Source organism: Flavobacterium sp. YJ01 (genome assembly GCF_029320955.1).
GTDB lineage: Bacteria > Bacteroidota > Bacteroidia > Flavobacteriales > Flavobacteriaceae > Flavobacterium.
In genome coordinates, this window is sequence record NZ_CP119757.1 from 1,996,550 (window position 1) to 2,022,088 (window position 25,539).

Genomic DNA, 25,539 nt, shown 5'->3' on the forward strand with positions numbered 1-25,539 from the left:
AAAGAAGAATTCTATCTTTTTTGTCCTTTTTTAACATAAACCTATCTCTTTTAAAGCTAAAATCATTATCAATACATATTAATTAAAATAAATGAGAAAACTTATTACTTTATTAGCCATAATCATTTTATTTTCTGCCTGCAAAAAATCTGAAAATACAACTGTTTCAAATTCGTCAGAAATAAAAAACGATAGTATTTCTGCCGATCATTCTGCATCTGAAGTGATTTCAGATTCTGGATCACTTTTGGATTTATTCACTAAAAAGAAAGACGAAATTGTGTTAAAATTAAAATCTATTTCTGCTGAAGAAGCTAATACTTTATATGAAAAATATCATGAAGAAAATGGTTATTTACTACATAAAATAGACGAAAAAGAAGATCGTTTACTGCAAAATTTTTACAGCGAAAAAGATGCCGATAAAAAAGAAATCAAGTCTTTAAATGATAAACTCTTAAAACATCAATTGCAATTTGATGAATTAGGAGAAGGTATTGTTGAAATTACCACAAAACCAGATTTTTATTATTCGCTTTTTAAAAACTATGTGACTCGAGATTACAAAGAATATTTGCTTTTGCAAAGCGAAGAAAACAAACAGCCTTATTCTGCAGATGCCGGACTTATTATTTCTTTTAAAGATTTAGGAGATCGCGTAGTTTCATGGGAAAATTTTATGAATAAATATCCAAATTCAAAATTAATGAAATCTGTAAAAGATGAGTACAAAATGTATCAGTTAGATTATTTAATCGGAGAAGATAATACCCCAACTTATGAAAGAGCGACAGACGAAAAGTACATTTATCCAGAAAATATTGAGGAGTTTAACCGTTTTCTAAAAAAATACCCAAACAGCCCGACTGTGCCTTTAATTCATACTTTTATGGAAAATTTTAAAAACGAAAATATTGCAGAAATGCTGCGTGGAGCACAAGACAAATTATAAATTTAATATAACGATTTTCAAAATCCTTTAATTCTATAAAAACATCTATAACATGGAGAATAAAAATAATGTACCAGTATTTACTTTTAGTATTGTAGCAATCATTTTAGGCGTAGTGCTATATAAACAATTCGATTTTAATACGTTAACATTCGAAAAACCGGCATTGGCAATTGTTTATATTATAGTTTTTGTATTTTCAATTTTTGTTTTAATTAAAAACTTCACAAAAAGAGCTAAAAAATAACACTGTTTTTTTACAAAAGCAGCTCAAGCAGTTTGTTATTTGAAGTTATATAAAGTCAGAAAAGGCATAAATCTAAATTTATAAAAAACAAAACTAGAAATTATGAGAAAAATAATTGTTTTGTCAATGATTTCATTAGATGGCGTAATGCAAGCTCCAGGTGGTCCAGAAGAAGACACATCTGACGGTTTTAAATTTGGAGGCTGGACTGTGCCTTACGGCGACAAAGCTTATGATGATGCCGTTCAAAAAGAATTAAAACCCGCAGATTATCTTTTAGGCAGAAAAACATTTGAAATCTGGGAAAATTATTGGCCTGAACATTCTGAATTTTGGCCTGAAATTAATAACGGAAATAAATATGTTCTCTCTAAAACCAGAAAAAAATCAGATTGGAAAAATTCTATTTTCATAGAAAGTCTTGCTGAAATAGAGAAATTGAAAGATTCTGATGGTTTAGATATTCACGTTTGGGGCAGTAGCGAACTCATTCATTTATTATTAAAAAATAATTTAGTTGACGAACTTCGCTTAAAAATTCATCCTTTGTTACTTGGAAAAGGAAAAAAGCTTTTTGATGATAAAGCTGATCCGTCTGCATTTTCTTTAATTGAAAGCACTGTCACCACAACTGGAGTAATTTTAGCTAATTATATCCGAAATGGGGAAATTAAAACTGGAAATGCGATAATCTAATATATATGAAGAAAAATACCTTAACATTCATTTTAATCTTTTTCAGCTTAGTGATTCTCGCTCAGGATAAAGTAACAAATGAACTGAAAAACTTATCAGACACTCAGCAATTTGACAAAATAATTAGTCAATACACTTCTGAATATAAAGATTTATCAGCAAAATCCCTCTATTATATTGGACTTGCTTATTATATGAAAGAAGACGATGCAAATTGTATTAAATTCATGGATTTATCTATAAATAAAGACAGCAAAGATCCTGCGCCCGCTTATATAAAAGCTTCTACATTAAACTATATGGGTAAATACAATGAAGCTATAACTTATTTTCAAAACGCAATCAATTTAAATCCAAATGATGCAGAATCTTATAGTGGACTTGGGGATTCTTATTATCAAATCAAAGAGATTAATTTATCACTTGAAAATTATAAGAAAGCAACACTCCAAAAGGAATGTCCAAACAGACCTTATTTGATGTTAGCTCAAATTTATTACGAACAAAAAGAAAATGATAAAGCACTAGAAGCATATTATACAGCGAAATCAAAAATCTCAAAAGAGTCTGATTCATACATAAATGTCTTATTTAACATTGGACTTTTAGAATCTTTAAAAGGAAATTACGAAAAAGCAGAGCCCGTTTTTATGGAACTTATTCAATTAGATCCCACTGATTATCACTCCTATGCAAAACTCATTCAAATTTATTATCATAAAAAAGAATATGAAAAAGCAAAACCTTACAAAGATAAGCTCTATGAGGCGTATGCAAAGGGAGAATTAAAAGACAATTTAAAAGATATGTTTTGTTATGACCAATTTAAATGGAATGGCTATCAGGTTCAAGCATTTGAACGCTACGAAAATAAAAACAAAGGAAATATTTATAACAAACATGTCTTTTATTTAATTGACAATTCAGGTCAAATTATCTTGAGAGTACAAACCGAGTTTTCACCAGTTTCTATCGAATTGGGCGGGACAAAATATCTCCTTTGCGCCAGTAAAGGGAACACACATTACAACTCAGGAATAGGATTTAATGATGACTTAAATTATAGTGACTTAAAAACGGAAGCTATTAAACTCTTTGAAAAATATAGTAAGTAAAGTTATTTCATTTGTTTTAATATTCTCAAGAAACATACAGGAATTATATAAATCAAAAAGCGCAAGCCTTATTTTATTGGCTTGCGCTTTTTGTAATGTGACCTTGACGGTGCAGAATTCGAACCATTTACGAGAAGATTTAAAAATATTGAATAATGTTTATTAGTTTTATCTTTTAAAAATAATCATATTTTATGAAAAGACAATACGTAATATATTTTGTTATTTTGTTTTTTGCAATTGGTTGTAAAAAGAACGCAATCGACAAACTGGAAGTTAAAAAAGACACTTTAAAAAGTACAGCTGATATAGTAAAAACCATAGGTGATACAACTGCTAAACTTTCAAAAAAGGAAAATAGATATGTTAATAATATTACTGATATTTCAAAAGACTCAGTTATTGCCTGTAGGTATTTTGAATTAATGTATTCGACAAATGGCGCAAAAACTTGGAAAAATATTAAAACATCATTGATTTTTAAAGATATAACTTTTACTGATAAAAAGGTTCTTGTTGGAATTGATAGTTGGATGGGAATTCACGAATCGGATTATTCACGAATACATATTTCAAAAGATTTTGGAAATTCTTGGGAAACAATAACTTTTGATACTAGAAAATTTTTTCCAATGGAAGTAATTTCAAGTCCAAAGGAACAGCTTTATGTTCGTACAGCTGAAAATAAGGTCTATAAATTTCAAGGGACTGATTATAAGAAAGACTGGGTATATGTAAAAACGATACCAGAAGCGGAATATACAAGAGATGTAGTTGATTATCCATATGGAATAAATGATGAAAGTGATAGCATGAAGCTTTATAAAAAAAGTAAGAATAAAACGGACACGTTGGTTTACTTAGATTTATGCAGTGAAGCTAGAGAAATAGTTCAAAAAGATAAAGTGGTACATATTTCAGGAACTGGAACAGATAAAAAAACGGGTAAACAATATGGGTATTATGGGCAGTTAATAGATGATAAAACATTGAAACAATATAAATTTCCAGGTTGGTTTACAAATATTAAAAAAACCAAATTTAATGTATATATCATGTGTGAAGATGGGTTGTATATCGTAAAAGATGGAAAAATAAAACAGTTGTACTAAGTCTAATAAAAAAATAAGATAACTTTATTTAGTTCTCTTTATTAAAAAATTGTTCAGTCAACTTATTTTAGGACGAGACAAAACATAAAAAAGCCTATTTCAAAACGAAACAGGCTTTTTTAGTGACCCCGGAGGGGTTCGAACCCCCAACCCTCAGAGCCGAAATCTGATATTCTATCCAGTTGAACTACGAGGTCAGTTTATTTATGATTTTAGATTTTAGATTACTGATTGGAATATAAAATCTACAGTCTAAAATCTAAAATTATTATTTACGAAAGTAATTTTTTTACAATTGTAGAAATGGTTTTTCCTTCAGCAGTTCCGCCTAATTGAGCAGATGCTAATCCCATTACTTTACCCATTGAAGCAATTCCTGAAGCACCTGTTTCAGCAATGATTTTTGCGATTACAGCTTCTACTTCTTCTTCGCTTAATTGAGCTGGTAAAAACTTCTCGATTACCGCAACCTGAGCCAATTCTGGTTCAGCCAAATCAGGACGGTTTTGTTCTGTAAAGATTCTTGCGCTTTCTTTACGAGTTTTAACCAGTCTTTGAAGTAATTTAATTTCTTCGTCTTCTGATAAATCTTCTTTAGATCCTGAAGCAGTTGAAGCCAATAACAATTCAGATTTTACTGCTCTTAAAGCTTCTAAAGCAACAGTATCTTTTGCTTTCATGGCTGTTTTGATCTCGTCCATGATTTGTGTTTGTAAACTCATGTTTATGTTGTATTTAAAATAAGCAATGCTTATTAATTGATGTATGAACTAGGTGTTTTAATTAAAACAAATATTTCTAGTTTGTCAGGCCGAGCGAAGTCGAAGCCCTTTAAGACAAAAAGCCCTTCGACTTCGCTCAGGGTGACAATATTGTTTTTAAAATACTATCTTAAAAGTCAAATTTTTAAATTCTGTGCGAAGATAAAAAAAATAACCCGAAAATTAAATCCAATTTTCGGGCTATCCTAATATTATGATGCTAAAAATTAATCTACGTTATCGTGCAAAAATGAATTGTTTGAACGTATTTGTAAATCGTTGTTACTATCTGTTCCAACAGAAATTCTAGAATTTGCATTATTAGATTGCGAATTAGACAAGTCAATTCCTAATCTTTTGTAAGCTGGCTCTTTTTCCAACTCGTCAATTCTAGAAACATTATTATGGAATTTATAGTTAAACTCTTTTAGTTTCTTTCTTCTTTCTTCAGCTCTTAAACGCAATGTTTCTTCAATAGTTAATTCTAAAGGAGAAACTTCAGAAGTTGTAGAAAAATCTGGCTGGCTAGCAAAATCAACTCTTGGTTTCAAAGTGATGTTTAATTCTTCTGGAACAACATCTTCAACCACTTTTTCAACTGGTTTAGAAGCCAATAAATCGTTCTCTACTTCCATATATTCTTCTAGAGAATATCTTACAACTCCGTTATCTGAAACTTCTGTTACAGGCACAAACTGAACAGGATCATTAACTTTTATTTCACGAGTTTCATTTGTCAATTCGAATAAAACTCTATTATCTTCTACAACTGGCTCTCTTTTTACAGGCTCTTGTTTAAACAAAGGAAGATCAAAAGAAAAAGTTGTTTGTTCTTCTTTTTCAAATACTCTTTGTTGCTGTACTGGCTGTTGTATTTGCTGAACAGGCACTTCTGGAGCAGAGATTGTAAAATCAATATCTGTAATTGGCGAAACAATTTCGAAAGTTACATCTAGATTTTTGATAAACTCAGACATTACCACCAATTCTTCCTGATTGATTGCTGGAGCAACAGCTTGAACCGGAGTTGGAGCAAATGTTTCATCTTCATCATCCGTCAAATCAAAAACTACTTTATCTTCAACTTTTGCTGTAGGAGTATCTACTGTTAAGTCGAAAGAAGAAAGTGGTTTGTTTGTTAAATTATGAACACTTCTTTGCTCATCTTCTAACGTATGAATGATTTTTTTAGGTTCTGTATTTACAATTTCATTTTGTTGTTCTACATCAAATCCTGTTGCAATAATCGTTACAGCGATTGCTTCACCAAGGGTTTCGTCTTCACCAACTCCCATGATGATATTTGCATTGTAACCCGCTTCGGCTTGAATGTGATCGTTGATTTCTCCGATTTCATCAAGAGTAATCTCGTTAGTTCCAGAAACGATAAGCAACAATACGTTTTTGGCACCTGTAATTTTATTATCGTTTAACAACGGAGAATCTAAAGCTGAGATAATTGCATCTTTCGCTCTGTTTTCACCAGCTGCCACAGAAGATCCCATGATAGCAGTTCCGCTGTTTGATAAAACAGTTTTTGCATCACGTAAATCGATATTTTGAGTGTAGTGGTGCGTAATTACTTCAGCAATACCTCTTGAGGCAGTTGCCAAAACTTCATCCGCTTTAGAAAATCCTGCTTTGAAACCAAGATTTCCGTATACTTCTCTTAATTTATTATTGTTGATTACGATTAAAGAATCTACTTGCTTACGCAATTTTTCGATTCCAATAATCGCTTGCTCCTGACGTACTTTCCCCTCAAATTGAAACGGAATTGTCACGATACCAACAGTTAATATTTCTCTTTCTTTTGCTAATTGAGCAATTACCGGAGCTGCACCAGTTCCAGTTCCTCCACCCATACCGGCAGTGATAAATACCATCTTAGTATTTCTATCCAACATTTTTTCAATATCAGAAATACTTTCGATAGCAGATTGCTGTCCAACATCTGGATTTGCTCCCGCTCCTAATCCTTCAGTCAAATTAACTCCTAATTGGATTTTATTTGGAACCGAACTATTTTGAAGCGCTTGTGAATCGGTATTACAAACGATAAAATCTACGCCTTTAATACCTTGTTTAAACATGTGGTTAATTGCGTTACTACCGCCTCCACCAACACCTATGACTTTGATTACATTTGATTGATTTTTTGGTAAATCAAATGAAATACTTCCAAATTCTGAGTTGCTCATCATCTTTTTGGTTTTTTGAAATTCTTATTAAGTACATTTTTTACTTCTTGACTTGGGGCAAGAAAGTAATTTCCTTCTTCTTGTTTTATTCTAATTATTCTGCGTTGTCTAAAAATTCTTTGATTTTGTCGACATAACGATCAAAAAACGATCGTCTTATTTTTGTTTCTGTAGATTCATTTTTAGAAGCTTTCTGACTTACAACTTCTCTTTCTTCTTCGATTGTATCTACTTTCTCAACGTAATTTTCTTCTACTTCGTATCGCTGTACTGGAGTTGGAGGAGCGTTTCTGTAAACTACTTTTGGCTGCTCGTTAACCAATTCCATTCTAACAGCACTTTGTGAGCTGTTTTCGATACTGTTCATCACTAATCCAACTGCTGTTGCAAACAAAGGACTAGAAATTTCTTCGCCAGAATTTCCTGCCAAATGCTCATTTGGATATCCAATTCTTGTATCCATTCCCGTAATGTATTCAACCAATTGTTTGATGTGCTTTAATTGTGCTCCACCACCTGTTAATACAATACCTGCAATTAGTTTTTTGCGAGGATCTTCGTGACCGTATGCTTTAATTTCTGCAAAAACCTGCTCAACAATTTCCACAACACGAGCGTGGATAATTTTTGATAGATTTTTTAATGAAATCTCTTTTGGTTCTCTTCCTCTTAAACCTGGAATAGAAACAATCTCGTTGTCTTTATTTTCTCCCGGCCAAGCAGATCCAAATTTGATTTTCAAAAGCTCTGCCTGTTTTTCAATAATAGAACATCCTTCTTTGATATCGTCTGTAATTACATTTCCTCCGAAAGGAATTACAGCTGTATGACGAATGATACCATCTTTGAAAATTGCCAAATCTGTTGTTCCGCCACCAATATCAATAAGCGCCACACCAGCTTCTTTTTCTTCTTGACTTAAAACAGCATCTGCCGAAGCCAATGGTTCTAATGTCAATCCAGACAATTCAATTCCTGAACTTTGAATACATCTTCCAACATTTCTGATTGAAGATGCCTGACCAACTACAACGTGAAAACTAGATTCTAATCTTCCGCCGTACATTCCGATTGGCTCTTTAATTTCAGACTGTCCGTCGATTTTAAATTCCTGCGGTAAAACGTGAATGATTTCTTCTCCTGGTAACATCGCCAGTTTATTTACCTGATCGATTAGGAGCTGAATATCATTTTCGCCAATTACTTCTTCAGGATTATTTCTGCTGATGTAATCTGTATGCTGAATACTTCTGATGTGTTGACCTGCAATTCCAACAACAACATCTTTAATTTTGTAACCTGAATTATTTTCTGCTTCGATTATCGCTTGTTGAATCGATTGAATCGTCTGCGTAATGTTGTTTACTACTCCTCTGGCAACACCCAAACTTTTGGATTTACCAATGCCCAAAATCTCCAACTTACCATACTCATTTTTCTTGCCGATCATGGCAACGATTTTGGTTGTTCCAATATCTAGACCTACTGCAATATTATCTTTTTCCATTTTCTATTATTTAGTGCAAACTACTTGTTCCGTAAACCTAAGGTCAATTTTTTTGTATTTGTATAACGAACTATCTAAAACTGCTTTTTGAAAAAACGCTTTATAGTTTCTAAATTTCTTATCAACATTCATTGTTCTACCAAAATCTATGAAGTAATCATAGTTACGGTTAAACATTTTTAAGCTTCCATTCGGCATAATCTCTATAGCAATGATGTTTTTTTTCAAAAACGCATCGTCATAAATTGTGCGAAATAAAGCTGCTAAATCTTCGTTATTTTTTTCATTAATTGCCCCTGAAACAAGAGGAACTCTCGCAGTGAAATTGTCCGACAAGGGCATTTTATTACCCTCGTAATCAATATAAAAAGAAGAACCGCCGTCATAAACTCTTGCTATGGGCGTCTTCTGTTTTACTACTGCTTTTAGAACTCCGTCGATACTTACAAAAACATTTGACTTTTCAATCATCTCTTGTGTATCGAGGGTTTTCTCTATCTTATTCAAATCTAGTTCATCTTTTCTAATACTGGAAGCGTCTCTTTTATTTTCTATCAACAATTTATTAACCGTTTCTGGTTTCACAAAAAGCGTATTTTCTCCTACAAAAACAACCATAGATTTTTTCAATTTTCTATCTCCATTTCGATGTTGTGCGAAAGAATATAGAAAAAGAACAAGTCCAATAATGAGTACTAATCGAATATTTGTCCAATTAAATATTTTCATTTAAAACTTTTTTAATTGACGGAACCATTTCTCCCAGATCACCAGCTCCAATTGTTACAATAATAGGTGCATCACTGGCTTTAATTTCACCTAATAAATCTTCTTTTGCAACAATTTTTTTGTTCGTATTTGTCATTTTACCCAAAAGCCACTCAGAATTAACACCTTCCATCGGAAGTTCTCTTGCTGGGTAAATATCCATCAAAAACACTTCATCAAACTGTGATAAGCTTGCCGCAAATCCGTCCACAAAATCTCTTGTTCTGCTGAATAAATGCGGCTGGAAAATTGCTAAAACTTTACGTCCTGGATATAATTCTCTAACTGCCTGATGAACAGCATTTATTTCTGTCGGATGATGTGCATAATCATCAATATATACTAAATTTTCACTCTTAATTTGATACGAAAAACGTCTTCTAATTCCGTTGAATGAAGCAATGGCTTTTGCAATAGAATCGGTCGGGGTGCCGAATGTCTTGGCCATTGCAATAGCCATCAATCCATTCATTAAATTGTGTCTTCCAGGCAATCCGAAACGCAAATCCTTCATAATTTCTGATGGCGTCTGCACATCAAAAACATAAGCCCCATCTTCAATGCGAACATTAAAAGCCTTATAAACAGCATCTTCATTTACAGCACATTGAACTCCCTCTAAAGGCAATTCTTTTGTAATGAAGAGATTATTCTTATCCTCAACTTTTGAAGCAAATTCTCTAAAAGAAGCTTCAATTGCATCACTTGTTCCATAAATATCCAAATGATCTGCATCCATCGAAGTTACACATGCGATATCTGGACGCAAATGCAAAAACGATCTATCAAATTCGTCTGCTTCTACAACCGTTACTGTTTTACCGCTTCCAATTAAGTTTGAATTGTAATTTTCTACAATTCCTCCGATGAAAGCTGTTACATCAGCACCACTTTGAAACAAAATATGCCCCAAAATACTAGATGTTGTAGTTTTTCCGTGCGTTCCTGCAACTGCAAAACAGAAAGTATCTCTACTTATGATTCCAAGAACTTCAGCACGCTTTTTAACCTCATAATGTCTTTCTATAAAATAATTCCATTCTGAATGAGTTTTTGGAACAGCTGGCGTATATATTACCAACGTATTCTCTACGTAATAATCAGTCGGAATTAAACTAATATTATCTTCAAAATGAATGTCAATACCACTTTCAATCAATTCATTAGTCAGCATAGAAGGCGTTTTGTCGTAACCTGAAACTTGTTTTCCAATAAACTTGAAATAACGAGCCAAGGCACTCATTCCGATTCCTCCGATACCAATAAAATAAACGTTTTGTATTTGATTTAAATTCATTTTTTTTTCTGCTTTAAGCATTAAGCCTTAAGCTTTAAGCTTCTGACTTTTGTCTTTATATTATTTGATTCTCTTATATTCTTTTAATCAGCATAAAGCTTACTGCTTATAGCCTATAGCTTAATAAGCTTCACAATCTGAGCCACAATATCTTGTGTTGCTTTTGGTCTTGCTAGTTTTTTAATATTATCACTTAATTGTTTTTGTTTGCCATCATCTTTCAGCAGCGCTTCAAAAACGATACTAAATTGTTCGTTCAGCTCAGATTCTTTCAACAAAATAGCACCTTTTGCATCTACAATTGCTTGCGCATTTTTGGTTTGATGATCTTCGGCCACATTCGGAGATGGAATAAAAATCACTGGTTTTCCAACAATACATAATTCTGATACTGACGAAGCTCCCGCACGTGAAATTATTACATCCGATGCTGCGTAAACAAAATCCATTCTCTCAATAAAATCAACCACTTTCACATTCGGCTGATTGTATTTTTTATAATCTTCAAAATATAATTTTCCGCATTGCCAGATTACCTGAACATCTTGCGAAAGGAAATTCTGCAATTCTTTTTCAATTAACTGATTGATTCTTCTTGCTCCTAAACTTCCTCCTAAAACCAATAATGTTTTTTTGTTCGGATCTAAGTTGTAAAAAGCAATTGCTTCGTCACGTTTACTTTCGATATCAATCAAATCCTGACGAACTGGATTTCCAGTCAATACAATTTTCTCTTTTGGAAAAAAACGCTCTAAATTCTGATATGCCACACAAATTGCATTGGCTTTTTTACTCAATAATTTATTGGTTATTCCAGGAAAAGAATTTTGCTCTTGAACCACAGTTGGAATTCCCGCTGAACCCGCCGCTTGCAACAAAGGCCCGCTTGCAAAACCACCTGTACCGATTACAACATTCGGTTTAAATTTTTTAATTATCCTTTTTGACTCCAATAAACTGCTTGCCAATTTTAACGGAAACATCAAGTTTTGTAAAGTCAATTTTCGTTGTAAACCAGCAATCCAAAGACCTTTTATTTCGTAACCTGCTTGAGGCACTTTTTGCATTTCCATTTTATCTTTGGCACCTACAAAAAGAAATTCAGCATCTGGGAATTGTAATTTCAATTCATTTGCAATAGCAATTGCAGGATAGATATGTCCTCCTGTTCCTCCTCCGCTAAGTATGAATTTATACTTTGTCATCTTTCTAAAAATTACAACTTTTTAAAAAACTTTTATATTTTAACTCTATTTACTTAAAACCGCATTCATCGGATTTCTCGAATTATCTTCTATAGAATAAGCAGGTTCTTCATCATATACTTCTTGAGGAATCACATCATCTTCTGCCAATTCTTTATCGATCAAACGCTGTAAAGCTTCTTTTCTTTTTTCTTTTTCTAATTTTTCTTCCGCGATTTCTTCTTCTTTTTTCGTCACGCTGATTATAATTCCGAGTCCCAAACAGGTCATCCAGATTGAACTTCCTCCACTACTTATCAATGGTAATGTTTGTCCGGTTACTGGCAATAATTCAACTGCAACGGCCATATTGATCATTGCTTGAAATATCATCGGAAATCCAACACCAACAACTACTAGCTTTCCAAATAAAGTTGGCGCTTTATGCGAAGCAATTACAAATCGGAATAAAAGCAATAAGTAAAGAATTACAATTGAAACTCCACCAACCAAACCGTATTCTTCAACAATAATCGCATAAATAAAATCGGAAGAAGATTGTGGCAAGAAGTTTTTCTGAACGCTTTTTCCTGGTCCTAATCCTCCTAATTTTCCTGATGCAATTGCAATTTTTGCTTTTTCTATCTGATAATCGTCTTCGTCTGGTTTATCGGTTGTAAAGTTGGTAATACGACTTTCCCAAGTAGAAACCCTGCTAAAGAATCTCGAATCCGGAAAGGCTTTGGCTACCAAAAGGAAAAATGCCAACATTGCAATTCCTGAACCAATAATAAATCCGATATATTTTAAAGGATATTTTCCAATGAACGTTAGCATTAAAACCATTGCAAAAATCAACGCTGTGGTTGAAAAGTTTGCTGGTAAAATCAACATTAATGTAATAAATACCGGAATCCAAAGCTGAATTAATGACGTTTGAAAAGGTTCATTTTCTTCTTTGGTTTTTGATAAATATCTTGCTACATAAATAAAAAGAACGATTGACGCTAATGTCGATGTTTGAAACGTGATTCCGATAAAAGGAACCTGAATCCAACGACTTGCATTTGCCCCTGCAATTACAGTTCCTTTCAATAACGTATAAAGCAATAAGAACCAAACAATAGGCAACGCAATTTTAGAAATAGCTCTAAAATAATGATACGGTACTTTGTGAACCCAATAAATAATCAAGAAACCGATACAAATATGAGCCAAATGTTTTAGCAAATACCCCAAAGTATTTCCTGTTCCGTGACCAATATATGCCAAATTACTACTCGCACTAAAAACAGGCATAAACGAAAACAACGCCAATAAAGCCACGAATGACCATATTACCCTATCTCCTTTTAGTTTGTTTACCAATTGCTTCATTGTAGATTTCTGATTTTAGATTTTAGATTATTTTCCAAAACCTTCGGTTTTTATTGATTGATTCTATTATTTACTGTTTTTAAACTACTCACAAAAATTGCTGTTAATTCATTTGCTTCTTTTAACAATGCTTCTAATTCTTCTTTAGCAATCCACATTTTTTCTTTTATTATTTCTAACCAAAATAAAGTTTCGTCTGATTCTTCTAAAACGATATTCATTTTGGCTACAAATTCTCTATCACTTCTGGCTCGACAAACTGCTCGATAATTTGCTCCAACAGATGTTCCGCTCCTCACTATTTGATTAGTTATCGATCTAATCACATTTGTGTTTGGCATTTTTTCAGCCAATTCAATTATCATTAAAGAGAACTTTTTTGTTCTCATCTTCATTTCATCCGTCGTCATAAAAAAGAACTTAAAATATTTAATAATCTAAAATTTCAAAGTTTAGAGAAAATCTAAAATCTAAAATCTAAAATCATAAATTATGTACCGCTTGTTTGAATTGTTTTCCTCTGTCTTCGTAGTTTTCGAATAAATCGAAACTTGCGCAGGCTGGAGACAATAAAACTGCATCACCTTTTTCTGTTAATCTTTGAGCTGTTTTCACAGCATCATTCATATTATTAACTTCAACCATAATATCAACAACATTTCCGAAAGCATCGATAATTTTGCGATTGTCAACTCCTAAACAAATAATTGCTTTTACTTTTTCGCGAACTAATGACATTAATTCGTTGTAATCATTTCCTTTATCAACACCTCCAACAATCCAAACTGTTGGAACATTCATACTGTCCAAAGCAAAGAAAGTAGCATTTACGTTAGTTGCTTTTGAATCGTTGATATATTGAACGTTTTGAATTTTTAATACTTTTTCTAAACGGTGCTCAACACCTTGAAAATTAGATAAACTTTCGCGAATTGTTGCATTTCTAATTTGCATCAATTTTGCTACAGAGCTTGCTGCCATTGCGTTTTTCATGTTATGTTTTCCTTCTAACGCAATGTGTTCTGTGTCCATTGTAAACTCTTCTTGGTTGATCTTAATTTCCATTTTGTTGTTATTTATAGAAGCCCCTTCATCGAATGATTTCGTCAATGAAAAAGGAATTAATTTTGCTTTTGTTTTGTTCTTTTTTAGCCATTCTGTACTCGCTTCATCATCTGCATCATAAATTAGATAATCGCTTTCGGTCTGGTTCATCGTTATTCGAAATTTCGAATTGATATAATTTTCATATTTATATTCGTATCGATCTAAATGATCCGGACTAATGTTTGTTATAATGGCAATATCCGGTCGGTAATCTATAATTCCGTCTAACTGAAAACTGCTTAATTCAAGAACGTAAACATCATATTTATTTTCTGCAACCTGCCAGGCGAAACTCTTTCCGATATTTCCTCCAAGTCCAACATTCAATCCTGCGTATTTCAGCAAATGATGTGTTAGCATTGTCGTGGTTGTTTTTCCATTACTTCCTGTTATTCCAATTGTCATTGCTTCTGTGTAAGGAATTGCAAATTCAATTTCCGAAATCACCTTTACTCCAGCGGCAATAAGCTTTTTTACTATCGGAGATTTATCTGGAATTCCTGGACTTTTCATTACCACATCAGCATTTAGAATTAGATCTTCTGTGTGCTGCTCTTCTTCCCAAGGAATTTTATTAATGATAAGAACTTCTTTGTAACTCTCTTTTATCTTTCCAAAATCCGATACAAAAACCTCATATCCTTGTTTTTTACCGAGGATCGCGGTTCCTACACCACTTTCTCCTCCACCTAAAACTACTAGCCTCATCTATCTTAATTTTAGTGTAATGATTGATAAAATGGCTAACATTACGGCAACAATCCAAAAACGGGTTACGATTTTACTTTCGTGATATCCTTTTTTCTGGTAATGATGATGAAGAGGCGCCATCAAAAAGATTCTTCTACCTTCGCCAAAACGTTTCTTTGTATATTTAAAATAAAAAACTTGTATAACTACTGAAGCACTTTCTGCTAAGAAAATTCCGCAGAATAATACAATCAAGATTTCTTTTCTAACTGCAATTGCCAATACTGCGATAATTCCTCCAATTGTTAAACTTCCCGTATCTCCCATAAAAACCGAAGCTGGATAAGAGTTATACCAAAGGAAACCAATCAACGCTCCTACGAATGCCGATATAAAGACCGTCATTTCTCCCGAATTTGGGATGTACATGATGTTAAGGTAATTCGAGAAAATGATATTTCCAGAAACAAACGTAAAAATTCCGAGCGCGAGAACAGATATTGCCGAGGTTCCTGCGGCGAGACCGTCGATTCCGTCTGTTAGATTTGCTCCGTTTGAAACTGCTGTAATAATGAAAATTACAACTGGAATAAAAATCAACCAAGCCCATTTTTCATATCCATCTCCCATAAAAGACAATACTTCCGCATAATCAAATTCGTTGTTTTTTACGAAAGGGATTGTTGTTGCTGTAGATTTCTCCTCAACTGGCGCTGGAAGTACAACAGTAGTATTTGCTGCTGTTCTAAAAACATCTGTACGACCTGTATCTGTTCTTACCGTAACCGCAGGATTAAAATAAAGAACTGCTCCAACGATGATTCCTAAACCAACTTGACCAATTACTTTAAAAATACCTTTAAGTCCTTGTTTATCTTTTTTGAATATTTTGATATAATCGTCCACAAAACCAATTGTTCCCATCCATAGCGTAGTAACAATCAGCAAAACGATGTAAATATTATGCAATCGAGCAAATAACAAAACAGGCAGCAAGGTTGCAAAAATGATAATCAATCCACCCATTGTTGGCGTACCAGCTTTTTCATTTTGACCTGCTAGACCAAGTTCTCTAACTGTTTCTCCTACTTGCTGACGACGCAAAAAGTTAATTATCCTTTTACCATAAATAGTCGACAAAAGCAACGAAAGCATAAATGCCAAAGCTGATCTAAATGTGATGTACTGGAAAACTCCCGTTCCAGGAAGGTCCAATGTTTTATCAAAATATTCGAATAAATAGTACAGCATATTTCCTTATTTTTTTAAATTCCAATTTTGAAATTTCAAATTCCAATTGTGTGGTGGCATTTGAACTTAAAAAATCTTTTATTATTTATTTAGTTGTTCTAAAATCTCTTTTATGGTTTCCATATCATCAAAATGATGGCGAACACCATTTATTTCTTGATATGTTTCATGTCCTTTTCCTGCAATTAGAATAATATCTTTTGGCTGAGCCAATTGACAAGCGGTTTTTATAGCTTGTTTTCTATCTGTAATTCTCAGCATTTTTTTGTAATTCTGAGGCTCAACTCCCTGCTCCATTTCATCCAAAATAACTTCTGGATCTTCATTTCTCGGATTATCAGAGGTCAACACTGCTTTATCACTTAAATCTGAAGCGATTTTTGCCATTATCGGACGTTTTGTTTTATCTCTGTTTCCTCCGCATCCAACAACAGTAATTAACTGTTCATTTTTTGTTCGAATGTCATTGATTGTTTTCAAAACATTTTCAAGGGCATCTGGCGTATGGGCGTAATCTACGACAGCGGTAATTCCGCCATCTGATACGATATACTGAAAACGTCCCGAAACGCTTTCTAAATCAGACAATAAACGCAACGCTTCAAGACTATCAATTCCGAGCTCTACAGCCGTTCCGTAAATAGCTAAAACATTGTATGCGTTGAAAGTACCAATCAGTTTTACCCAAACTTCATTATCATTAACTTTCAGTAATAATCCAGATAATTGGCTTTCTAAAATCTGAGCTCTATAATCTGCATACGATTTTAAAGCGTAAGTCAATTTTTTAGCCACCGTATTCTGAAGCATCACAGAACCATTTTTATCATCAATATTTGATAACACAAAAGCTGATTTAGGAAGCGAGTCAAAAAATGACTTTTTAACATCTCTATATTCAGCAAATGTTGGATGATAATCTAAATGATCGTGAGAAAGATTCGTAAAAATTCCGCCTACAAAATGCAATGCTTCTGTACGTTTTTGGTGAATTCCATGCGAACTAACTTCCATAAAACAATGTGTAACTCCAGCTTCGACCATTTCATTTAAATAATGATTGATTGTCAAAGAATCTGGTGTTGTATGCGTTGCTGGGTATTCTGTTTTATCTACTACAATTTTTACTGTTGATAATAAACCAACTTTAAAACCTGCTTTTTCGAACAATTGAAACAATAATGACGCAATTGTTGTTTTACCATTTGTTCCTGTTACACCAACTAATTTTAATTTCGCAGACGGATCTTCAAAATAATTAGCTGCCATAAAAGCCAAAGCCGCATTGGTGTCTTTAACTTGAATATAAGTTACTTCAGCAATAGTATTTTCATGAAGCGTATCACAAATAATTGCTTTTGCTCCAAGCTGAATCGCTTTTTCAATGTAATCATGTCCATCTGAAAGTGAACCACGAATAGCTACAAAAACATCATTTGATTCTACTTTACGTGAATCGAATTCAATTTTATGAATAGCAATATCTGTCGAACCTTTTACAGATTCGATAGCTACTTTATATAATATGTCTTTTAATACTTTCACGATAATTCTAATACAATTGTTGTGTTTTTGCTTATACTAGTTCCAGCTTGAATAGATTGATTCTTCACTTTCCCCATTCCATTTACTTTTACTTTCAAACCTAAATTTTCCAGTAAAGCAATTGCATCCATTCCTGGCATTCCTTTTAAATTCGGAATCTGATTACTCTTTTTATTAGCTTCAACAGTATATTTATTATAACTATCATCCTGCTTTGGAATCCTAGTATCTAATTTTTTAATTTTATTTGTCGAAGGTGCATCTGTAAAAATCTTTTGAGCAATTCTTTTAAAAACTGGTCCTGCCACATCTGCTCCGTAATAATTATTCTTAGCTGTATTTGGCTTATGAACCACTACAATACAAGAATACTTTGGATGATCAGCTGGAAAATAACCTACGAAAGATGATGCATAATACAATGCTGATTTTCCTTCTTTTCCACCATAATTCATTTGAGCCGTTCCTGTTTTTCCTGCCATCGAAAAATCTTTCGAATACAATTTAGAACCCGTTCCTTTTTTAACCACATTAAGCAATACCGCTTTCACTTTCTTTAATGTTTCTGGCGAACAAACTTTTGGATTTATCACTTCAACATCAAATTTCTTGATGGTTTTATTCCATTCTTTAATTTCTGATACGAACTGCGGTTTTACCATTACTCCGTCATTTGCAACCGAATTGTAGAATGCCAAAGTCTGCATTGGCGTCACAGAAACTCCGTATCCAAATGCCATCCACGGAAGTGAAACTCCAGACCAATGTTTGTCTCCCGGCTGTGGAATATACGGCCTTCCTTCTCCTTTAAAATGCAATCCTAATGTCTTATTTAATCCGTAACTATTGATATGATTGACAAATTTTGATGGATTGCTTTTATACCCTTCATAAACTGCCTGAACCATAACTGTATTTGACGAAAGTTCAAATCCGCGTGCTAAAGAAACTTTACCGTAACCACCATTATGCGAATCGCGTACTGATCTTCCGTAATATTTTACAATACCATTGTGACTATCATAAACCGTACTTGTATCGGCTACTTTATCTTCTAAAATCGCCATCAAATCAACCAATTTAAAAGTCGATCCTGGTTCGTGAGATTCTGCAATTGCATAATTTGTTGTTTCGTAATACGATCCGTCTTCTGCTCTTCCTAAATTAGAAATTGCCTTTACATGTCCCGTTTGCGTTTCCATAACAACTACACAACCGTGATCTGCTTCGTAATCTTGCAATTGTTTCAACAAAGCATGGTGCGCGATATCCTGAATAAAAACATCTATCGTAGAAATTACATCATAACCGTCAATTGGATCAACTTCGTTTACATCACGAATAGGCTTCCACTGTCCTTTTGCAATTTTTTGCTTTAGAATTTTACCATCTTTTCCGTTTAGGTAATTTTTAAAAGCCCATTCAATTCCTTTTCCAACCTCTACCCCGGTTGCTGGATCAATTTTGTCGTAACCAATGGTTCTTTCAGCAATTTTTCCAATTGGATGTTTTCTAACCGTTTCTTGTTCAACAATAATTCCGCCTTTAAAAGCGCCTAAATTGAACAATGGAAAACTTTTTATTTTTACATATTCAGTATAACTCAGCTTACGAGCAATCAAATAATAACGATTTTTATTCTCACGCGCTTTTCTTAATTCTTTTTGAAAATAACTGCTTGGCTTATCCAAAACTGTTGCCAACGAATCTGACAATGGTTTTACATATTTCTCAAAAGTTTCTGTTTTTGGCGCTTTTGCATCAAAACGAATCTCGTAATTCGGAATTGACGTAGCTAATAAACTTCCGTCAGCAGAATAAATATTTCCTTTATTGGCCGGAATTACAAAGTTTCTAACAGTACGCTGTTTTGCCAGTTTTCTGTAATAATCTCCATCAACCCATTGAATATTGGTTAATTTAACAACAATAGCAATTGCCATCACAAAGATGAAAACTGCTACGAGGTAAATTCTGTAGGATATATGTTTATCGTCTACTGCCATATTCTTTTAAAGAAACTTTTTTCTTCTTCTTTTTTAACTTCTATTTTCACTGGAGGAACCGTCGACGGAAAAATTTGTTTTTCTAACATTTTATCCGAAATGGTTGACTCCATTTTTAGCTTCATTAATTCTGAACGTCGATCTACAAATTCAGATCGCAATTCTTTTGTTTCATTATTCAACTTTGCGATTTCAAAAACCTTTTGTTCGTATCGTTGTGTATTGGCAATCATCAAAATGGCCAGCAGAATTATAAAGACGATAAATCGCCAGTTTTTTACTGCATCATCATGAATCAGGAATCTTGCTTTTAATATGCTAAATACACCACTTTTCATTATTTTCTACCTTAATATATATTATAGCTTTTCTGCAACTCTTAATTTGGCACTTCTTGCTCTATTATTAATTTTGATTTCCTCGTTGTCTGGAACAATCAATTTTCCAATAGTTTTAAATGGAACCGAAAAGTTTCCGTAAAAATCTCTTTCTGGTTCTCCTTCAAACATTCCGTTTTTTATAAACCTTTTTACCAATCTATCTTCTAAAGAATGATATGAGATCACCGAAAATCTTCCGCCTGGTTTTAAGATCTCTAACGATTGCTCAATAAATTCTTTTAAAACATCCATTTCTTGATTTACTTCAATTCGAATTGCCTGATATATTTGAGCCAATACTTTATTTCGAACTTTCTCAGGTAAAAATTTCTTCAAAACGTCTTTCAATTCATCTGTCGTTTTGATCGGATAATCTTTTCTCGCCTCAACAATTGTTCTTGCTAAAACTGGCGCGTTTTTCAATTCTCCATAATCAAAAAAAACGCGACGTAAATCCTGTTCTTCATATTCGTTAACCACTCGATAAGCACTCAAATCATTTTTTTGACTCATCCGCATATCTAATTCGGCATCAAATCTTGTAGAAAAACCTCTTTCCGGAACATCAAACTGATGTGATGAAACGCCTAAATCAGCTAAAATTCCATCAACTGCTTTTACTCCGTGAAAACGTAAAAATCTTTTTATGAACCTAAAATTTTCGTTTATCAAAGTAAACCTTTCGTCTGGCAAAGCATTAGCAAGCGCATCTTCGTCTTGATCAAATGCAAACAGCTTTCCGTTTGGCCCTAATCTTCTTAAAATCTCCTTTGAATGACCACCGCCTCCAAACGTAACATCTACATACACCCCATCAGGTTTAATATCTAAACCATCTACAGTTGGATAAAGCAAAACCGGATTATGATATTCCATCTTCGTCGTCATTAATATTTCCCATTACTTCTTCGGCTAAATCTGCAAAATCCATATCTTCGCCGCTTATTGATTTTTCGTATAAATCCTTATCCCAGATTTCTACTATATTAACCGCAGATGAAAAAACTACATCTTTAGAAATACTCGCAAACGTTACCAAATCTTTTGGAACCAGCAATCTCCCTAATGCATCAACCTCAACCACTTTAACACCAGCCGTAAACCTTCTAATGAAATCGTTGTTCTTTTTCACAAAGCGATTAAGCTTGTTGATTTTTTTCATCATTAAATCCCATTCTTCCATAGGATATAATTCTAAACACTGCTGAAAAACAGAACGCTTCAAAACGAATCCGCTTTGAAGAGAAGCCGTCAATTGCTTTTTTAAAGGCGCAGGCATCATTAGCCTTCCTTTAGCATCGACTTTACACTCATATGTTCCAACAATTGTGTTCAAAAAAAACTAGTTAACATGTTATACAGCAAAAATATAAAAAAAAATACCACATTTTACCACTTTATACCACTTTGTTAATAAGTTTAACCACTTCGCCACCACTTTCTATAATTCACAATCAATCAATACCTTAACTATAAATTAACAGATTTACAAATACATTAATCATTCAAAAAAATAATGCGCTAATTTTCTTAAAAATTTGATTATAATGCAGTTTTCTTAACATTTACATAATTTACCAAAAACCACATTAATTACTGATTTTTAACCGCTTACAACTTCTACTAAAATTATCTAGTTAAAAAATGGCAGCAAAAATTCATTTTTATTTATTTAACCCTATATTTGTCGAAATTGAAATTGGCATTAGATTAGATGGACAAACACTATAAAAAAGAAGGCAAATACAGCTATTTTGAAGCTGGAGAAGGAACTCCAATTGTTATTCTGCATGGATTAATGGGAGGTCTTAGTAACTTTGATGGTGTAGCACAATATTTCCCGACAAAAGGATATAAAGTTGTTATTCCTGATTTGCCAATATACACGCAAAGCATTTTAAAAACGAACGTAAAAAGTTTCGCGAAATACGTAAAAGACTTTATCACTTTTAAGGGTTTTGACAAAGTAATTCTTTTAGGAAATTCTCTTGGAGGACATATCGCTTTGTATCACACTAAACTTTACCCTGAGAAAGTTGCGGGACTTGTAATAACTGGTAGCTCTGGACTTTACGAAAGCGCAATGGGCGATAGTTACCCAAGAAGAGGCGATTACGAATACATTAAAAAGAAGGCTGAAGATGTATTTTACGATCCTAAAATCGCTACTCCTGAATTGATTGATGAAGTTTATGCAACAGCAAATGACCGAATAAAATTAATCAAAACTTTGACGATTGCCAAGAGTGCAATTCGTCATAATATGGCCAAAGATTTACCAAAAATGAATGTAGAAACCTGCATTATTTGGGGTAAAAACGACTCTGTAACACCGCCAAATGTTGCCGAAGAATTTGATAAATTATTGCCAAATTCTACTTTGTACTGGATTGACAAATGCGGACACGCTGCAATGATGGAACATCCAGATGAATTTAACGAAATTCTGGAGAAATGGCTTACTGAGCAGAAATTATAGTAAACTTTCGATTTTAAGGAGGTTTTAAAAACAAAAGACATGAAAATTAATACCGCCGAATTTATTATCAGTAATTCTGATGCTTCAAAATGCCCGACTGAATTCTTGCCGGAATATGCATTTATAGGCCGATCAAACGTTGGTAAATCATCTTTGATTAATATGCTTACCAACAATAAAAATTTAGCAAAAACCTCTAGCAGACCTGGAAAAACACAATTAATCAATCATTTTAAAATCAATAACAATTGGTTTTTGGTCGATTTGCCTGGTTATGGTTATGCGAAAGTTTCTAAGAAAACAAAATCTGTTTTTCAGCAATTTATTACTGATTATTTTGAAAATAGAGAACAATTAGTTTGTGCTTTTGTTTTAATTGATATTCGTCATGAAGCGCAGAAAATAGACATTGAATTTATGTCTTATATGGGAGAAAGCGAAATTCCGTTTTGTATTATTTTTACAAAAGCTGATAAAATTAGCAGAACAAAAATTGACTCTCATATTGCTGCTTACAAAAAACAAATGTACGCTAATAATTGGGCTGAAATGCCACAATATTTTGTAACCTCATCTACAGAATTAACTGGAAAAGAACAAGTTCTATCTTATATTGACGAAGTAAATCAGGAAGTATTTAAAAACAATTCAGGTTTTTAAAAAATAAAAAAGCAATAAAAAAATCCCAAATTCCAACTACAATTGGATTTTGGGATTTTTTATTTTTGGGCTTTTCTTACTCTGCCATTTTACTTTCAATACTTTTCTTTGCTGTTCTTCTAAAGTTTAAAGATTTCCATTCTTTATAAATTAAAACCTGATAAAGAATATAGAACAGAGAATTAAAAAACCACAAATCAAGTATAAAAGGTTCCGTAAAAATTACCGAATCTGTATTTCCAGATAAAAAAATACTCGCGCTACTTGTTAAGTAAATAATGAGTCCGTTGCAAAAATAGAAGTAGTCGTGCTTAACATTTTTCAAATTCGAAACAATATAATAAAAAGCATAAAGAAGCAACGGAATCGAAGTTATTGCTATTTCAATCAAATTAAATTCCCAATAAAGTGACGGAGTTCTATAATATTGAATGCTTAAAAAAAGTAAAACAGAAATCAACACTGCCAATATAGTTTTCTTTAATATTTTATTTTCAAAGGAATTATAGAAAAAGAAACTCAATGATATAAACTGAAAATTGAAATAATAATGCGAAAGAAAAAAATTGGAATTCGGATAGAGAAATCCGATAATATTGCAAAGTAATTCCACACAAAACAAAAGAACCAAATATGCTGTAACAATGCGATATAGCACATCTCTCTTTTTGCAAGTAATATAAAACCTAATTGCATTGGCAAGTAAAAAAAACAATCCTACGAGGCTTACCAGAAAAGGAAATAGCATGTTATTAATTTTGGGGATGATATTGCAAATAAAACACAAAAATCCCAAATCTCACTTTTAAGGATGAAATTTGGGACTTTTTTTATTGATTTTTAAGCTTCTTCTTACTTAGTAAGCTCTAATTTTTCTGCGAAGTAGTCACAGAAATCTTTCATAGTATCAGACATTTTTTCGTCATCTGTTGCACGCTTGAACGTATCCGCCATCGCAACTAAAGTTTGATGAAAGAAAATCTTCATTTCATCTACAGGCATATCTTTTGTCCATAAATCGATACGCATTGTTTCTTTCGCTTTGCTGTCCCAAATAGACAGCATAATTGCTTTTGCTTCTTCAGCTTGTACACCGCCGTCTTGCGCGCTCCACGTTAATTTTTCTGGAACACGGTTTTCATCTAATTCAACATTGAATCTTATCTCTGAGTTTATATTTGCCATTATTTCTTGGGTTTATATTTTGATTTTTCGAAGATTTCTTTTGCATCAATTTTAAATAATTCTGCCAAAGAAACTTCACTATTATTTTTCATGTAAGAACGTACCATCTGCCAGCCAATCCAAGCTCCAATTCGGCCTGGAGAATCGTTATCAATTTCTAGAAAGAATTTAGAAAAAGGTGCTGGTGTCATAAATCGAGTTCTCAATTTAGGATCATCGCTATAAAGCATTTCGTTTTCTATAAAATACCTCCAGATGTAAGCTTCATTTTCTTCACACCACTTTATTTGTTCTGGAGTATATCCCATTCTTTCTGCATCTGTATAATCTGGAAGCAATAAATCTTTAGCGTAAAGCTGTTTTCCTTCAAAAACCATTTGCGCCACCAGACTTCTATCTGGAGAATCTGGAATATTACGATAAGAAAAACTAGAAACCACGTCTGGCATAATCTGTCTTTCTTCAAAATTTTGTTTTAGATAATTCGGAAACTCGTAAAACTTATGATCTTTTCCTAAGTACAATTCCAGCGCCACAATCACAAGACTGTCTGCGTAAATTGCTTTTGCATTATAATCCATTTCTCCAATTACGGTAATTACTTTTGGAATTTTAGTTTTAGGAAAATAATATTTTACGTGCTGAAAAAGCGCATCAAACTCTTTATGAACAGGTTCAAAATTACCATACTTTTTCTGTACTTCATCATAAAGTTCTTTCCAAATAGGATCGTTCATTTTTTGCAACCAGACATTATCATCATTACCCGCAGGAAAAAAGAATGGATATTGTTTTTTTACCTGTGCGAGGTCTTGGGGTTTAGTTTCGAAAAACACCTTATCAAAACGCTCTACTTTAATATCAACAGGGATTTCTTCTACTGCTTTTTCGACCTTACTTTTTTGATTGCAGGACAAAAAAAACAGGCATAGAACCACTGCAAAGCGATAAATTTTCATTTTATTTTAATTAGATTTGTGTTATCAGAATTTAAAGTAGTTGTATACTCAAAATAATTC

24 protein-coding genes and 1 tRNA gene are annotated in these 25,539 nt (G+C 33.0%); 7 read left to right on the plus strand and 18 right to left on the minus strand.

The window, feature by feature from the left end:
• Positions 1 to 91: 91 nt before the first annotated feature.
• The 5 genes from P0R33_RS08740 (at position 92) to P0R33_RS08760 (ending at position 4,122) form a co-directional block, all read left to right on the plus strand.
• A complete protein-coding gene (locus P0R33_RS08740) occupies positions 92 to 952 on the plus strand; it encodes a hypothetical protein (protein ID WP_276175075.1) in 861 nt (286 codons plus the stop codon).
• A gap of 52 nt (positions 953 to 1,004) precedes the next feature.
• Entirely contained in the window at positions 1,005 to 1,199 is a 195-nt protein-coding gene (locus P0R33_RS08745) for a hypothetical protein (protein WP_229354357.1), read from the plus strand.
• 102 nt (positions 1,200 to 1,301) lie between these two features.
• On the plus strand, positions 1,302 to 1,895 hold the full coding sequence (locus P0R33_RS08750) for a dihydrofolate reductase family protein (RefSeq protein WP_276175076.1): 594 nt from the start codon (positions 1,302 to 1,304) through the stop codon (positions 1,893 to 1,895).
• 5 nt (positions 1,896 to 1,900) lie between these two features.
• Complete coding sequence (locus P0R33_RS08755; protein WP_276175077.1) at positions 1,901 to 3,010, plus strand: tetratricopeptide repeat protein; 1,110 nt, start codon at positions 1,901 to 1,903, stop codon at positions 3,008 to 3,010.
• Positions 3,011 to 3,204: 194 nt separating this feature from the next.
• Complete coding sequence (locus tag P0R33_RS08760) at positions 3,205 to 4,122, plus strand: hypothetical protein (protein ID WP_276175078.1); 918 nt, start codon at positions 3,205 to 3,207, stop codon at positions 4,120 to 4,122.
• 123 nt (positions 4,123 to 4,245) lie between these two features.
• Here the strand turns inward: P0R33_RS08760 and P0R33_RS08765 are convergent.
• From P0R33_RS08765 to mraZ, 16 genes are all read right to left on the minus strand, one after another.
• A tRNA-Arg gene (locus P0R33_RS08765) sits at positions 4,246 to 4,319 on the minus strand.
• Between the two features lie 75 nt (positions 4,320 to 4,394).
• Positions 4,395 to 4,844 carry a GatB/YqeY domain-containing protein gene (locus P0R33_RS08770; protein ID WP_198854339.1) on the minus strand — a complete coding sequence of 150 codons (450 nt, stop codon included), beginning with the start codon at positions 4,842 to 4,844 and terminating at the stop codon, positions 4,395 to 4,397.
• Positions 4,845 to 5,110: 266 nt separating this feature from the next.
• Positions 5,111 to 7,087: a cell division protein FtsZ gene (gene ftsZ / locus P0R33_RS08775; protein WP_276175079.1), complete on the minus strand. Its 1,977-nt coding sequence runs from the start codon at positions 7,085 to 7,087 to the stop codon at positions 5,111 to 5,113.
• 91 nt (positions 7,088 to 7,178) lie between these two features.
• Positions 7,179 to 8,591, minus strand: a complete 1,413-nt coding sequence (gene ftsA / locus P0R33_RS08780; RefSeq protein WP_276175080.1) for a cell division protein FtsA — start codon at positions 8,589 to 8,591, stop codon at positions 7,179 to 7,181.
• A gap of 6 nt (positions 8,592 to 8,597) precedes the next feature.
• Positions 8,598 to 9,320 carry a cell division protein FtsQ gene (locus tag P0R33_RS08785; protein ID WP_276175081.1) on the minus strand — a complete coding sequence of 241 codons (723 nt, stop codon included), beginning with the start codon at positions 9,318 to 9,320 and terminating at the stop codon, positions 8,598 to 8,600.
• Positions 9,307 to 10,656, minus strand: a complete 1,350-nt coding sequence (murC, locus tag P0R33_RS08790) for a UDP-N-acetylmuramate--L-alanine ligase (RefSeq protein WP_276175082.1) — start codon at positions 10,654 to 10,656, stop codon at positions 9,307 to 9,309. Before murC ends, P0R33_RS08785 begins: the two co-directional genes overlap by 14 nt.
• 113 nt (positions 10,657 to 10,769) lie before the next feature.
• The gene (murG, locus tag P0R33_RS08795; RefSeq protein WP_276175083.1) at positions 10,770 to 11,861 is read right to left on the minus strand and encodes an undecaprenyldiphospho-muramoylpentapeptide beta-N-acetylglucosaminyltransferase; all 1,092 of its coding nucleotides are present in this window, start codon (positions 11,859 to 11,861) and stop codon (positions 10,770 to 10,772) included.
• A 45-nt stretch (positions 11,862 to 11,906) separates the two neighbouring features.
• Positions 11,907 to 13,217: an FtsW/RodA/SpoVE family cell cycle protein gene (locus P0R33_RS08800; RefSeq protein ID WP_276175084.1), complete on the minus strand. Its 1,311-nt coding sequence runs from the start codon at positions 13,215 to 13,217 to the stop codon at positions 11,907 to 11,909.
• A gap of 50 nt (positions 13,218 to 13,267) precedes the next feature.
• A complete protein-coding gene (locus P0R33_RS08805) occupies positions 13,268 to 13,606 on the minus strand; it encodes a four helix bundle protein (protein WP_276175085.1) in 339 nt (112 codons plus the stop codon).
• A gap of 94 nt (positions 13,607 to 13,700) precedes the next feature.
• Positions 13,701 to 15,032 carry a UDP-N-acetylmuramoyl-L-alanine--D-glutamate ligase gene (murD, locus tag P0R33_RS08810; protein WP_276175086.1) on the minus strand — a complete coding sequence of 444 codons (1,332 nt, stop codon included), beginning with the start codon at positions 15,030 to 15,032 and terminating at the stop codon, positions 13,701 to 13,703.
• Positions 15,033 to 16,265, minus strand: coding sequence for a phospho-N-acetylmuramoyl-pentapeptide-transferase (gene mraY / locus P0R33_RS08815; RefSeq protein WP_276175087.1), 1,233 nt, complete (start codon positions 16,263 to 16,265; stop codon positions 15,033 to 15,035). It abuts the gene before it with no gap.
• A gap of 81 nt (positions 16,266 to 16,346) precedes the next feature.
• Positions 16,347 to 17,810, minus strand: a complete 1,464-nt coding sequence (locus tag P0R33_RS08820; RefSeq protein ID WP_276175088.1) for a UDP-N-acetylmuramoyl-L-alanyl-D-glutamate--2,6-diaminopimelate ligase — start codon at positions 17,808 to 17,810, stop codon at positions 16,347 to 16,349.
• Positions 17,807 to 19,816, minus strand: coding sequence for a penicillin-binding protein (locus P0R33_RS08825; RefSeq protein WP_276175089.1), 2,010 nt, complete (start codon positions 19,814 to 19,816; stop codon positions 17,807 to 17,809). The genes P0R33_RS08820 and P0R33_RS08825 overlap by 4 nt, the downstream gene beginning before the upstream one ends.
• Positions 19,807 to 20,154 (minus strand): FtsL-like putative cell division protein, encoded by a 348-nt coding sequence (locus P0R33_RS08830; RefSeq protein ID WP_276175090.1) that lies wholly within the window; start codon positions 20,152 to 20,154, stop codon positions 19,807 to 19,809. Before P0R33_RS08830 ends, P0R33_RS08825 begins: the two co-directional genes overlap by 10 nt.
• A 21-nt stretch (positions 20,155 to 20,175) precedes the next feature.
• Complete coding sequence (rsmH, locus tag P0R33_RS08835; protein ID WP_276175091.1) at positions 20,176 to 21,084, minus strand: 16S rRNA (cytosine(1402)-N(4))-methyltransferase RsmH; 909 nt, start codon at positions 21,082 to 21,084, stop codon at positions 20,176 to 20,178.
• The gene (gene mraZ, locus P0R33_RS08840) at positions 21,059 to 21,532 is read right to left on the minus strand and encodes a division/cell wall cluster transcriptional repressor MraZ (RefSeq protein WP_184157698.1); all 474 of its coding nucleotides are present in this window, start codon (positions 21,530 to 21,532) and stop codon (positions 21,059 to 21,061) included. Before mraZ ends, rsmH begins: the two co-directional genes overlap by 26 nt.
• Before the next feature lie 378 nt (positions 21,533 to 21,910).
• On the opposite strand from mraZ, the gene P0R33_RS08845 reads away from it, so the two are divergent.
• Positions 21,911 to 22,675, plus strand: coding sequence for an alpha/beta hydrolase (locus tag P0R33_RS08845; protein ID WP_276175092.1), 765 nt, complete (start codon positions 21,911 to 21,913; stop codon positions 22,673 to 22,675).
• A 39-nt stretch (positions 22,676 to 22,714) separates the two neighbouring features.
• Complete coding sequence (gene yihA, locus P0R33_RS08850; protein WP_276175093.1) at positions 22,715 to 23,335, plus strand: ribosome biogenesis GTP-binding protein YihA/YsxC; 621 nt, start codon at positions 22,715 to 22,717, stop codon at positions 23,333 to 23,335.
• Positions 23,336 to 24,187: 852 nt separating this feature from the next.
• Here the strand turns inward: yihA and gldC are convergent.
• Both gldC and gldB read right to left on the minus strand, forming a co-directional pair.
• A complete protein-coding gene (gene gldC / locus P0R33_RS08855; protein ID WP_276175094.1) occupies positions 24,188 to 24,520 on the minus strand; it encodes a gliding motility protein GldC in 333 nt (110 codons plus the stop codon).
• A complete protein-coding gene (gene gldB / locus P0R33_RS08860) occupies positions 24,520 to 25,479 on the minus strand; it encodes a gliding motility lipoprotein GldB (RefSeq protein WP_276175095.1) in 960 nt (319 codons plus the stop codon). Before gldB ends, gldC begins: the two co-directional genes overlap by 1 nt.
• Positions 25,480 to 25,539 lie beyond the last annotated feature (60 nt).